Source organism: Glycomyces sambucus (genome assembly GCF_900102815.1).
In the GTDB taxonomy this organism is placed as follows: Bacteria; Actinomycetota; Actinomycetes; order Mycobacteriales; family Micromonosporaceae; genus Glycomyces; species Glycomyces sambucus.
The window spans coordinates 127,412-139,765 of sequence record NZ_FNGF01000009.1 but is presented as its reverse complement, the minus strand read 5'-3'; the positions used below and the strand labels follow the sequence as shown (position 1 = coordinate 139,765).

The window sequence follows — 12,354 nt, the reverse complement described above, 5'->3', positions numbered from 1 at the left end:
GTTCACTTGGCGCCCCCGTTCATGATGTCGTCGCGCAGCGCGGCGGACTGCTGGTCGAACTTGCGCGCCGTGAACCGGTTGTAGGCCCAGGTGACGTAGAAGGTCACCGCGAACTGGCTGAGGCCCAGGATGAGACCGAGGTTGATGTTGCCGAACAGGACGATGCCCATGAAGTCGCGGGCGTAGGCCGACAGGAGCACGTAGACGAGGTACCAGGCCAGCGCGGCGAGCAGGACCGGGACGGTGAAGCGGAAGAGGGTGCGCTTGAGCTCGACGAAGCGCGGGTCGTCGTGCATCGCGGCGATCTCCGCGTCGCTCACCTCGGGCGGTGGGCCGTTGTCTTCGGGGGTCGTGGTCATCGAGCCTTCCTCCTTGAAGGGCGTCTGGCGAGTCGCGGGCATCTCCGGCTCGTGTCGACACGGTGACGTGTGTCACCTGGGAACTTAGGGCCTTCCGGGGCCCCGGTGAAGGACCGCTGCCAGGCGTGTCGCCGGGGAGTCGCCCCCGTGCGTCGAAGCGGCGCCGAGCCGCCGGTGAACGGGCGGTGAGCGGTCGGCGAGCGGCGGCGCGGAAGTGCCGCTGCGGGAACGATGAATCGGCGGGGCGCCGCTCGTCATTACTCGGAAGGCGTCCCGAGACCGGAAAGAAGTGTGAGCCCGATGGCGCGCAAGATGATCTTCCTGAACCTCCCCGTGGCCGACCTGCGGAAGTCGAAGGACTTCTACACGGCCCTCGGGTGGAGCGTGAACCCCGACTTCACCGACGACAACGCCGCGTGCGTGGTCGTGGACGACAACATCTGCCTGATGCTCCTCGCCCGCGACTTCTACTCGACGTTCGCCGAGCGCCCCATCGCCGACACCGCCGCCTACTCCGCCGCCGCCTACGCGCTCGCCCTCCCCGAGCGCGAGGCGGTCGACGACCTCACCGACGCCGCCCTCAAGGCCGGCGGCACCGAGGAGACCGCCATGAACGACCGCCGCACCCAGGAGGCCGAGGTCGGCATGTACGGCCGCACCTTCCTCGACCTCGACGGCCACCAGTGGGAGCCGTTCTACATGCCGTACCCGCAGTAGGACCCCGAAGCCCTTCCCCCTGAAGGCCCCCAGGACCCGCCTCCGCAGACCTCACCCCCAGAGACCCCCATTCACAGGAAACCCGGAAACGCCGACGGCCGCCCTCCACCGTGGAGGGCGGCCGTCGGCGTGCGCGGCTCACTGCGCCCCGGCTCCCCGGGCCCTCGACTGGGGGCGGTGCCTCCAGGCTTCGATCAGGTCCTCGGGCCCGATGGCGGTCACGCCGGGGACCTCGCACCCCGAGCGGGCGACCGCGAGCAGCGGCGAGTCGTCGTCCGCCCCGGGAAGCTGGGCGCGGTGGGCGAACAGCGCGGCGTAGTCGCGCGGGCCGAAGGGCTTGTTCTCGAGCCACTTGACGGAGCCGACGGCGGTGACGCGCTTGGCGACCGGCTCGCGGTCGGCGCCGACGATGTCGATCTCCGGGTTGTTCGAGCGGGTCCAGTAGCCGCCGACGGCGTCGGTGCCCGCGGGCAGCAGGTCCGGGGCGAGTCGCCACAGCGCCTCCCGGACGACGGGCTCGATCGCGCGCCCGCGCCACGAGGTCCAGCCCTGGCGGATCGCCTTGAGCACCAGGTCCCCTCGGCCGCGCTCCACCTTCGAGATCGCACCGGCCAGGAAGAACAGCCAGAATCGCAGGTAGGGGTCCTCGATCCGGTAGCGGGTCTCCCTGCTCGCGCGGGTCGAGAGGGGCGTGTCCGCCTTCACGATGCGCCGCTCGGCCAGGATCTCCAGGGATCGCTTCAGCGAGGTCGGCGCCAGCTCCCCGGCCGCGCGGCCGATGAGGACGAACGTGCGCTCGCCGCTGCCGATGGCCCGCAACACCTGGCGCGCATGGGCTTCGGCGGGGAACTCCGCGGACAGCGAGCGCTCCGCGCTGACCAGCAGCGGCGAGGTGGGGTGCCGCAGCGAGGCTTCGACGAACTCCCACAGCGAGGTCCCGGGCTCCCAGCGTTCGAGGACGAGCGGGAGCCCGCCGGTGACCAGGAACGCGTCGAACGCCTCGGCCGCGCCGAGACCGGTCCGCTCCGCGATCTCGGCAGGGTTGAACGGAGGGACGACCATCTCGGTCCCGCGCTGGTAGAAGGGGCGACCGTAGGTGTCGACCCGCTCCATGACGGAGAGGTCGGAGCCGATGAGCACGAGCAGCACCGGCAGGCGCGAGAACCGGCGGTCGAAGGCGCGCTGGAGCGCGCCTTCGAATCCGGGGTCCTGTGCGATCAGGTAGGGCATCTCGTCGATGACGACGATGCTCGGCGAATCCTCGGGGAGGACGTCCGCCAGGGAGTTCAGGGCGTCGGTCCACCTGGCGGGCGTTTCGGAGGTGAACCCGCCGGCATCCGGGAGGGTCGACTCCTCGACGGCCTGGGCGAAGGAGCGCAGATCGTCACCGTTCGAAAGGCCCTCCGCCGTGTAGAAGAGGTAAGGGACCCCCGACCGTTCGGCGAACTCCTCGACCAGCCTGGACTTGCCGACGCGCCGGCGACCGCGCATGATCAGCGCCCGGCCGGGCCGTCCGAGCCCGCCGCCCGAGCGGACCAGGTCGAGCAGCTCACCGAGTCGCGCGAGCTCCGCCTGCCTGCCGATGAAGCCGTTCGCCACCGGATCTCCTTTGCCGAAGAAAGACTACCAATCATGATACTACCAAGCTCGGTAGTCTCTCGAACGGAAGTCTCCTCTCGTTCCGAGGGCCCGGACAGGCCGCTGGCCCGCACCGGACGGTGCGGGCCAGCGGCCGTCGGGGTGTGCGGTTACTCGCGGTACTCGTTCGGGAGGCCGAAGAGGGGGAAGAGCTTGTCGGTGTCGAGGAAGTAGTTGAGGCCGGCGATCTTGCCGTCCTGGAGTTCGAGGACGGTGATGGACCACGGGGTCCACAGGCCGGGCTCGTCGTCGGCGGGCTTGTAGTGGCCGAAGGCCGGGAGGCCGTTGGCGCCCACGGGGACCAGGCGGGAGTTGCGGCAGGCCGAACCGGTCCCGAGCATGAACTCGGCGACCCCGGCGTGGCCCTGGACCCACAGCGGGAACGGCGGCATGGAGAGCGCCACGTCCTGCGTGCACAGGGCAGTCAGGGCGTCCATGTCGTACGACTCGAACGCGCTCACGTAGCCGTCGACGAGCTTGCGGACCTCCGCGTCGTCGATGGCGGCGGCCTCCCCGCTCGGCGCGGAGTGGACCTTCTCCATGGTGGCCTTGGCGCGCTGGAGCGCGCTGTTGACCGACGCCGGGCTCAGTTGCAGGGCCTCGGCGGTCTCGGCGGCCGAGAAGCGCAGGACCTCGCGCATGAGCATCACCGCGCGCTGCTTGGCCGGCAGGTGCTGCACGGCGGCCACGAACGCGAGGCGGAGCGTGTCCTTGGCCTCGGCGGCGGCGGCCGGGTCGGCGCCGAACGCGAGCGAGTCGGGGATCGGCTCGACCCACAGGTAGTCGGGCTCGGGCGCGGGCAGGGGCGAGCCCGCGTCGGAGGCCGGGGCCAGGTCCATCGGCCGGGCCCGGCGCTGCGGGCCCTTGATCATGTCGAGGCACACGTTCGTGGTGATCTTGTAGAGCCACGAGCGCAGCGAGGAGCGGCCCTCGAAGGACGCGTAGGACTTCCAGGCGCGCGTGAAGGCGTCCTGGACGGCGTCCTCGGCCTCGAAGGAGGACCCGAGCATCCGGTACGCGTAGGCGCACAGCTCGCGCCGGTGCGGCTCGAACTGGTCGAGCACGGCGTCGTTGACGGCGATGTTCATGACGTCAGCCTCGCATACGGGACCGACATTCGCGAGGGCGCTTCGGAAGTTTCCGGCCCGTGTCCGCAGGTCCGGACGTCCTCCCTTGTGTCCCTTGCCTCCTCAGTGCCCCTGGCGCTGCTCGGCCATCCACCGCTCGAACGCGTCGGCGCTCATCGGCTTCGCGAAGTGCCAGCCCTGGCCCGCGTGGCAGCCCCAGCCCTCCAGCTGCTTGCGGACCTTCTCGTCCTCGACGCCCTCGGCCACGACCTCGACGTCCAGGGCCCGGCCCAGGTCGATCGTGGTCGAGACGATCGCGGCGTTGTCCGGGTCGTCGCACAGGGTCGTCACGAAGGACTTGTCGATCTTGATCTCCGTGACCGGCAGCCGGCGCAGGTGCTGCATCGAGGAGAACCCGGTGCCGAAGTCGTCCAGGCTGATGCCCACGCCCAGGTCGGAGAGGCGCTGCACGTTCTGGAGCACCCGGCGCGGGTCGGCCATGAGCGCCGACTCGGTGATCTCCAGCTGGAGGCGCTTGGCGTTCACCCCGTAGGCGTCGATGCGCTCGGTGAGGAAGTCGGTGAACTCCGGGGACTGGAGGTCGCGCACGGAGACGTTCACGGCCATCCGCAGGTCGTACCCGGACTCCTTCCAGGTGCGGAGCTGGCGCAGCGCGATGTCGACCACCCGCTCGGTGAGCATCCGCATCACCGAGGAGTGCTCGGCGGTCTCGATGATCTCGGCGGGGTTGACGACGCCGCGCTCGGGGTGGCTGTAGCGCAGCAGGGCCTCGGCGCCGATGACCTCGCCGTCGACCAGGCGCACCTGCGGCTGGTAGAAGAGGTTGACGCCGGGGGCGTCGGGGTGGTCGAGGGCTCGGCGCAGGTCGCCGAGGAGGTGCAGCCGCTCGGGCGAGTGGTGGTCGAACTCGGCGCCGTAGCGGGTGTAGGTCCCGGCGCGCTGCTTCGACTCGTACATGGCGATGTCGGCGTGGCGGAACAGGGTCTGGAAGTCGGGGCCGTCGTCGGGGAACACCGCGACGCCGACCGAGCCGTCGACCTCCAGGCTCACGTCGGCCAGGACGATCGGGGCGTCGAGGCGGGCGCGGATCTCGCGGGCGCACTCCATCGGGTCGGTCATGCCGTCGAGCTCGGACCACACGAACGCGAACTCGTCGCCGCCGAGGTGCGCGATCTTCTTCCCGGGCGGGATGTCGGTCGTGAAGCGCTTGGCGAGCTCGACCAGGAGCTGGTCGCCGACCTCGTGGCCGAGCGCGGAGTTGACGTCGGCGAAGCGGTCGAGGTCGAGGATGAGCAGCGCGACGGCGGTCTTGGTCTCGGCCGCGTCGGCGAGCTTGCCGTCGACCTCCTCCTGGAAGCCCTTGCGGTTGAGCAGCCCGGTGAGCGGGTCGTGGTCGGCCTCGCGCTCGCGGTCGGCCGCGGTCTGGAGGATGCGGTAGACGCTGAAGATCGGGATGGCCGAGGCCGCGACCAGCCACCACGAGGACATCGCGGCGGTCGCGAGGATGGGGGCGATGGCGACCTGCGTCGCGCGCAGGGCCCATTCGCTCTTGAGCCACTGCAAGGTCAGGTCGCCCCATCCGGTGCCGGTGCGCAGGCCCTGCCGTCCGGCGACGAGGGCGGAGCTGGTGAGCGTCCAGGCCGTGCCGGCGGCGAAGACGGCGAGCAGTTCGATCGCGGTGCCGTTCCAGGCCGTGCTGCCGCCGGTGACGGCGTTCCACACGGTCCAGGCGACGCACAGGGCCAGGCCCTGCTGCGAGACGTTGAAGATCGTCCGCCAGGCCGAGGACTGGATCTGGACGGACAGGAGCACGATCGCGCCCGACTGGACCACCAGGGCGGGGAGGAAGCCCCAGGTGATCATCGTGGCGAGCACGTAGACCAGGTAGATCGACGCGATGGGCGACATCCACAGCCCGCCCCAGCGGGTCGGGCGGAACTCGGCTATCAGCGCGAGCCCGGCGGTGAGCCAGAACGCGAAGGGCACGTCGAAGGCACCGCTGTCGAACGCGTTCGCTCGCACGGCGGTGACGCCTGCGCCGACGATCGCCAACACGGTGACCGCCGACATGAAGCCGTAGTACCGGCCTGGATGCTCTCTGGGCGCAGTGTTGCGCATGAGCGTCGTGGCCATATCGCTCCTCCCACTGCCACACCGTCCCGTGGCGACGCGCCGGAATCACCTCGGGTCGGTCGTGGCCGACCTCTCTGTCATATCGCGATTTTCGCTCCCAGACAACGCTGGGGGCACATGCGGCACACTTGTGACCAGGCGCGACATGTCCGTGACAGAAACCGTTCTCCGCACGGCGGCGGCAGGCCGTCCCGGGGTCGTTTTCGGACCCGGCGGCCCGTTCGGGCGGGCCGGACCGCGCCGCGCGCACGGCGAAGCACGGGCGTCCACGAGACGACTCTGCCTGGTTCTAACGAGCTTCCCCCCTGAATGGAATACGGATCGTTACCGACTTGTGATCATTCCGGTTCGTTCTCGTCGTCTTCCGTCGCGGTCGCGGGCGGACCGGACGCGAGGAACGCTTCGAAGTCCTCACCCGAGACGATCGGGACGCCGAGTTCCACCGCCTTGTCGTACTTCGACCCCGGCTTCTCCCCCGCGACCACCGCGCCGGTCTTCTTCGAGACCGAGGAGGTGGGCTTCCCGCCGCGGGCCTTGACCGCCGCGGCGGCCCCCTCGCGGGTGTATCCGGGGATGCCGCCGGTGATGACCACCGAGAGGCCGTCGAGGGTCTGCGGCAGCGCCTCGGACGGGTCCGGGGCCTCGTCGCGCATCCGCACGCCCGAGGCGCGCCAGCGCTCGACGATCCCGCGGTGCCAGTCGACGGCGAACCAGTCCTTGATGGCGGCGGCGATGGTGGGCCCGACGCCGTCGACGGCCGCGATCTCCTCCTCGGCGGCGTCCGCGATCCGGTCGAGGTCCCCGAAGTGCTCGGCGAGGGCCTGGGCGGACACGGGGCCGACGTGGCGGATCGAGAGGGCGTTGACGACGCGCCACAGCGGCTGCGCCTTGGCGGCCTCCAGGTTCTCGAGCATCTGGACGGCGGTCTTCTTCGGCTCGCCGTCCTTGTTCGCGAAGTAGGTGACGACCTTCTGCTCCTGCGTCTTCTCGTCGATCTTCGGCAGCCCGGTGTCGGGGTCGCGGACGACGGCCTTGATCGGCAGGAGCTCCTCGATGCGCAGGTCGAAGACGCCGCCCTCGTCGGTGAGGACGGGTTCGGCGGGCTCCAGGGGCTGCACGAGCGCGGCGCAGGCGATGTAGCCCATGCGGTCGACGTCGAAGCAGGAGCGGCCCGAGAGGTACGCCAGGCGCTCGCGGAGCTGCCCGGGGCAGGACCGGGCGTTGGGGCAGCGCAGGTCCACGTCGCCCTCGGCCGCCGGGGCGAGCACGTGGTCGCACTCGGGGCAGCGCTCGGGCATGGTGAACTCGGTCTCCTCGCCGGTGCGGGCGGCGACCACGGGCGCGACGATCTCGGGGATGACGTCGCCGGCCTTGCGGACCACCACGAGGTCGCCGACGAGCACGCCCTTGGCCTTGACCTGGTCGGCGTTGTGGAGGGTCGCGAACTCGACCTCGGAGCCGGCGACGCGGACGGGGTCGAGGACCGCGTACGGGGTGGCGCGGCCGGTGCGGCCGATGGAGACCTTGATGTCGAGGAGGCGGGTGTTGACCTCCTCGGGCGGGAACTTGTAGGCGACGGCCCAGCGGGGCGTGCGGCTGGTGGCGCCGAGGCGGCGCTGGACGCCGGTGTCGTCGATCTTGACGACGATGCCGTCGATCTCGTGGACGAGCCGGTGGCGCTGCTCGCCGAACTCCTCGATGTACGCGAAGACCTCGTCGATCGTGGGGACCACGCGCCAGTAGGGGCTCACGGGCAGGCCCCAGGCGTCGAGCGCGGCGTACGCGTGTGACTGGGAGTCGGGCGCGAAGCCGTCGAGGGCGCCGAGGCCGTGCGCGATGAAGGACAGGGGCCGCTCGGCGGTCTTGGCGGCGTCCTTCTGGCGCAGCGACCCGGCGGCGGCGTTGCGGGGGTTCGCGAAGGGGGCCTTGCCGGCCGCGACCTGGGCCTCGTTGAGGCGGGTGAAGTCGGCGGTCGGGAAGTAGACCTCGCCGCGGACCTCCAGGAGCGCGGGCACGGGGAACGCGTCGGTGCCGGTGAGGTGCTGGGGGACGGCGGCGATGGTGGCGACGTTCGCGGAGACGTCCTCGCCGGTGGTGCCGTCGCCGCGGGTGGCGGCGCGGGCGAGGCGGCCCCGCTCGTAGACGAGGTCGACGGCGAGGCCGTCGATCTTGACCTCGCACAGGTACTGCTCGCCGGGGACCTCGGCGGTGATCCGGTCGGCCCAGGCGCGGACCTCGTCGGTGCTGAAGACGTCCTGGAGGCTGAGCAGCTTCTCCAGGTGGGTGACGGGCGCGAACGCCTGCGAGAACGTGCCGACCTGCTCGGTGGGCGAGTCGTTCTTCTTCAGCTCGGGGTAGCGGGTCTCCAGGTCGACCAGCTCGTGCATGAGCTCGTCGAACTGGCTGTCGGAGACGGTGGGCGCGTCGTCCTCGTAGTAGCGGCGCCGGTGCGCGGTGATCTCCGGGGCGAGCGCCTCGACGCGCTCGCGCGCCCGCTCGAAGTCGGGGTCGTCGGTGCGGTCGGTGCCGTCGGCGTCAGTCGTGCTCACGGCCCCATTGTGTCAGCCGGGACCGGCGTTCGGCCCCATTGCACCTGCCAGGGGCGATGTTTCGCCGGGGCCGAAGCCTTATGCAACCGGTCACCTCCCGTTCACGTGCTGCTCGCCTGCCACTCCCTTTGGCTGGCGATGATCAGCCCGTACCGCCCGCCCCCGCACCCTCCGCGAGAAGGAGCCCAGGTCTTGGTGACGCTGCAAGGTTCGAACCGCCGCAGGTTCCTGCGCCGCGGCGCGGTCGCGGCGGGCGGAGGCTTCGCCGCCGCCGCGGTCGAGGGCCTCGCGGTCCGGGGCGCGCGCGCCGAGGACGGCCGGGGGGCGCGTACCGCGCCCGGGAACGGCGGCTACGGGCCGCTGAGGGAGCTGACCCGCCTCGACCCCGCATCGGGGTTCTCGCAGACGCTGCGGCTCCCTGAGGGCTTCGACTTCGCGGTCTTCTCGGTGGCGGGCTCGCCGCTGAGCGACGGCGCGGCGACGCCGCCCGCGCACGGCGGCATGGCGTGCTTCCCGACCGGGCGCCGCGGCGAGTGGCGCCTGGTGCGCGGCCACGGCGCGGCGGGCGTCCCCGACGCCGCCCCCGAGGACGCCAAGCACCGGTACGACGCGCTCGCCTCCGGCGGCACGACCACGCTCGACGTGTCCTTGAAGGACGGCGTCTTCGCGCTCGACGGGGCCCGGCGGTCGCTGTCGGGCACCGTCGCGAACCGCTCGGGCGGCCCGACCCCGTGGGGCTCGTGGCTCGCGTGCGAGGAGTCCACGGCCGGGACGGCCGCGGGCTGGGAGGCCCCGCACGGGTACGTGTTCGAGGTGGCCGCCGACGCCGCCGAGGAGTCCGAGCCCCTGCCGCTCACGGCGATGGGCCGGTTCGTGCACGGCGGCGCCGCGGTGGACCCGCGCACGGGCGCGGTGTACCTGACCGAGGACCAGGACAGCGCCGGCCTCTACCGGTTCCTGCCGGACGCGCCGGGGCGCCTGGCCGAGGGCGGGCGGCTCCAGATGCTCAAGATCGCGGGCGAGTGGCACGCCGACGCGCGCACCGGCCGCCGGGCCGGGCGCAGCGCGTACGTGGAGTGGGTCGACATCGACGACCCGGACCCGGCCGGCGCCGAGGCGGACCCGTACGCGGTGGCCGCCCAGGGCTGGGCCGCGGGCGCGGCCGTGTTCGGCCGGCTCCAGGGCTGCTTCGCGGCAGACGGCGCGGTGTACGCCGCGTCCGCGTCGGGCGGCGACGAGGGCGAGGGCCAGCTGTGGGAGCTGCGCCCGCGCGGCCTGCGCGGCGGCACCCTCACGCTGGTGTTCGAGTCCCCCGACGCGTCGCTGCTGCCGTTCCCGGACGGGATCGCGGTGTCCCCCGCGGGCGGCCTGGTCCTGTGCGAGGGCACCGGGCGCGAGGCGCCGGTGCTGCGCGGGGTCACGCGCGACGGGGACGTGCTCGACCTCGCCGGCCACGACGGGACCGCGGTGTGGCGCGGGGCGGTGTTCTCCCCCGACGGTGCGGTGCTCTTCGCGAACCTGCGCGGCGGCGCGCGCGGCGACCGGGCCGAGCCCGGCCGCACGCTCGCGATCTGGGGGCCCTGGGACCAGGGCGTCCTCTAAGACCTCACCCTCCGATAGGGCCCGGCCCCGCTCTCGCGGGGCCGGGCTTCTCCGCGTCGTGCGGGCGGGGGCCCGGGACCGGCATAGCATTTCACCATGCGATGAATTCCTGTGCTACGTTGAATTCATCATCCGTTGAATTCCATGGAGGCACCGATGCCGCCCACCCCCGCCGTCGCGGTCACCGACCTGGTGGTCGACCGCGGCAAGCGCCCCGTCCTCAAGGGCGTCTCGACCGCGATCGCCGCCGGGACCGTCACCGGCCTGCTCGGGCCCTCCGGCTCGGGCAAGACCACGTTCATCCGCGCCGTCGTCGGCACCCAGAAGGTCAAGGGCGGCACCGTGACCGTCCTCGGCGAGCCCGCCGGCGCCAAGCCGCTGCGCGGGCGCGTCGCCTACGTGACCCAGGACGCCTCGATCTACCGCGACCTCTCCGTCAAGGCCAACGTCGCCTACTTCGCCGCGCTCTACGGGCGCGGCAGGCGCGAGGCGATGCGCGCCGTCGAGAGCGTCGGCATGGGCGACCACGCCGACAAGCTCGCCGGGAACCTCTCCGGCGGCCAGAAGACCCGCACCTCCCTCGCGTGCGCGCTGGTCATCGAACCCGAGGTGCTGGTCCTGGACGAGCCCACCGTCGGGCTCGACCCCGTCATCCGCGAGGAGCTGTGGGACCGGTTCCGGGCCCTCGCCGAAGGCGGCGCGACGCTCCTGGTCTCCAGCCACGTCATGGACGAGGCCGACCGCTGCGACCGGCTCCTGCTCCTGCGCGAGGGGCGCTTCATCGCCGACGACACGCCCGCCGACCTGCGGGCCGCCACCGGCACCGCGAACCTGGAGGCGGCGTTCCTGCACCTCATCCGCGAACTGGAGGCGAACTGATGTCGCTCCGGATCACCTTCATCACCGCCGGGCGCATCCTGCGCCAGCTCCTCAACGACCACCGCACGGTCGGGCTCATCCTCGCCGTGCCCGCGCTCATCATCGCGCTCATCAGCGCCATCATGGACGAGGCGCCGCAGGTCTTCGACAAGACCGGCCTGATCCTGCTGGCGGCGTTCCCCTTCATGCTCATGTTCATGATCACCTCGATCACGCTCCTGCGCGAGCGCACCGGCGGCACGCTCGAACGGCTCATGACCACGCCGACCGCCAAGCTCGACCTGGTCGTGGGCTACGCGCTCGCGTTCGGGGCGGCCGCCGCGGCGCAGACCGCGGTGGCCGCCACCGTCGCGTTCGCTTTCCTCGGCCTCGACACCGCCGGTCCCGCATGGGCGGTGTTCCTCATCTGCATCGTCACCTCGATGCTGGGGATGGCCTTGGGGCTCTTCGTGTCCGCGTTCGCGACCACGGAGTTCCAGGCGATCCAGTTCATGCCGGTGTTCGTGGTGCCGCAGCTGTTCCTGTGCGGCCTCATCTGGCCCGCCGACCAGATGGCCGGCTGGCTCCAGGGCGTCTCGGACGCGCTGCCGCTCACGTACGCGGTCAAGGCGCTCACCGAGGTGCAGCTCCACCCCGACGTCACCGCGGACATGTGGGCGGACCTCGCGGTCGTGCTCGGTGCGGCCGTCGTCGCAACCGTGCTCGGAGCCGCGACGCTCAGGCGGCGCACGAACTAAGGTCGTCACGTGGTGAGAGCGAAGCGGACCGGACGGCGCACGGGCAACCCCGACACGAGGTCGGAGATCCTGGGCGCCGCCCGGCGCCTGTTCGCCGACGAGGGGTTCGAGTCGGTCTCGATGCGCCGCATCGCCGGCGAGGCCGGCGTGGACCCCTCGCTCATCCACCACTACTTCGGGTCCAAGGACGAGCTGTTCATGGCCGCCATCGAGATCCCGTTCGACCCCGCCCCGGAGGTCGCCGCGGTGCTGCGGGACGGCGAGGTCGCCGACGCGGGCGAGCGCCTCATGCACGCGTTCGTGACCATCTGGGAGGGCCCCCACCACGAGAAGCTGCTCGCGGTGGTCCGCACCAGCCTCTCCAAGCCCGCGATGTCGTTCGTGCTCAAGCAGCTCTTCGAGCACCGGATCGTGAAGGCCATCGAGGCGACCCTCGGCGACAAGGTGGACCGCATCCCGGTGCGGGCGCCGTTCATCGCCAGCCAGGTCTTCGGCCTCGTCGTGGCCCGGTACATCCTGAAGCTGGAACCGCTGGCCTCGCTCGGCCCCGACCAGCTCGCCGCCACGATCGGCCCGACCATCGACCGGTACCTGACGATGCCGGTGGAGCACCTGGAATCCTGACGGGATCCTGACGCGAGGGGCCCTCACG

At 71.7% G+C, this 12,354-nt stretch carries 10 protein-coding genes; 5 read left to right on the top strand and 5 right to left on the bottom strand.

Annotated features, from left to right (window positions below; genetic code table 11):
- Positions 1–2: 2 nt before the first annotated feature.
- A complete protein-coding gene (locus tag BLS99_RS23720; RefSeq protein WP_176953506.1) occupies positions 3–359 on the bottom strand; it encodes a DUF485 domain-containing protein in 357 nt (118 codons plus the stop codon).
- Between the two features lie 300 nt (positions 360–659).
- Between BLS99_RS23720 and BLS99_RS23715 the strand changes: the two genes are divergently transcribed.
- Positions 660–1,076, top strand: a complete 417-nt coding sequence (locus BLS99_RS23715) for a VOC family protein (RefSeq protein ID WP_091054212.1) — start codon at positions 660–662, stop codon at positions 1,074–1,076.
- Positions 1,077–1,214: 138 nt separating this feature from the next.
- Here BLS99_RS23715 and BLS99_RS23710 read toward each other — a convergent pair whose 3' ends face one another.
- From BLS99_RS23710 to ligA, 4 genes are all read right to left on the bottom strand, one after another.
- Entirely contained in the window at positions 1,215–2,675 is a 1,461-nt protein-coding gene (locus BLS99_RS23710; RefSeq protein WP_218126828.1) for an ATP-binding protein, read from the bottom strand.
- A gap of 149 nt (positions 2,676–2,824) precedes the next feature.
- Positions 2,825–3,802 carry a sigma-70 family RNA polymerase sigma factor gene (locus BLS99_RS23705; RefSeq protein WP_091054211.1) on the bottom strand — a complete coding sequence of 326 codons (978 nt, stop codon included), beginning with the start codon at positions 3,800–3,802 and terminating at the stop codon, positions 2,825–2,827.
- 102 nt (positions 3,803–3,904) lie between these two features.
- A complete protein-coding gene (locus BLS99_RS23700) occupies positions 3,905–5,935 on the bottom strand; it encodes a putative bifunctional diguanylate cyclase/phosphodiesterase (RefSeq protein ID WP_091054210.1) in 2,031 nt (676 codons plus the stop codon).
- Positions 5,936–6,273: 338 nt separating this feature from the next.
- Positions 6,274–8,484, bottom strand: a complete 2,211-nt coding sequence (ligA, locus tag BLS99_RS23695) for an NAD-dependent DNA ligase LigA (protein WP_091054209.1) — start codon at positions 8,482–8,484, stop codon at positions 6,274–6,276.
- A 195-nt stretch (positions 8,485–8,679) separates the two neighbouring features.
- Between ligA and BLS99_RS23690 the strand changes: the two genes are divergently transcribed.
- The 4 genes from BLS99_RS23690 to BLS99_RS23675 all read left to right on the top strand — a co-directional run bounded on the left by BLS99_RS23690 (position 8,680) and on the right by BLS99_RS23675 (position 12,326).
- The gene (locus BLS99_RS23690; protein ID WP_218126827.1) at positions 8,680–10,086 is read left to right on the top strand and encodes an alkaline phosphatase PhoX; all 1,407 of its coding nucleotides are present in this window, start codon (positions 8,680–8,682) and stop codon (positions 10,084–10,086) included.
- 156 nt (positions 10,087–10,242) lie between these two features.
- Entirely contained in the window at positions 10,243–10,965 is a 723-nt protein-coding gene (locus BLS99_RS23685) for an ABC transporter ATP-binding protein (RefSeq protein WP_091054208.1), read from the top strand.
- On the top strand, positions 10,965–11,702 hold the full coding sequence (locus BLS99_RS23680; protein WP_091054207.1) for an ABC transporter permease: 738 nt from the start codon (positions 10,965–10,967) through the stop codon (positions 11,700–11,702). The genes BLS99_RS23685 and BLS99_RS23680 overlap by 1 nt, the downstream gene beginning before the upstream one ends.
- Positions 11,703–11,711: 9 nt before the next feature.
- Entirely contained in the window at positions 11,712–12,326 is a 615-nt protein-coding gene (locus BLS99_RS23675) for a TetR/AcrR family transcriptional regulator (RefSeq protein ID WP_091054206.1), read from the top strand.
- The last annotated feature ends 28 nt before the right edge of the window (positions 12,327–12,354 follow it).

Coding starts and splice junctions, on each gene's coding strand:
- BLS99_RS23720 (WP_176953506.1), bottom strand. CDS start 359: ATGACCACGACCCCCGAAGACAACGGCCCACCGCCCGAGGTGAGCGAC.
- BLS99_RS23715 (WP_091054212.1), top strand. CDS start 660: ATGGCGCGCAAGATGATCTTCCTGAACCTCCCCGTGGCCGACCTGCGG.
- BLS99_RS23705 (WP_091054211.1), bottom strand. CDS start 3,802: ATGAACATCGCCGTCAACGACGCCGTGCTCGACCAGTTCGAGCCGCAC.
- BLS99_RS23700 (WP_091054210.1), bottom strand. CDS start 5,935: ATGGCCACGACGCTCATGCGCAACACTGCGCCCAGAGAGCATCCAGGC.
- BLS99_RS23685 (WP_091054208.1), top strand. CDS start 10,243: ATGCCGCCCACCCCCGCCGTCGCGGTCACCGACCTGGTGGTCGACCGC.
- BLS99_RS23680 (WP_091054207.1), top strand. CDS start 10,965: ATGTCGCTCCGGATCACCTTCATCACCGCCGGGCGCATCCTGCGCCAG.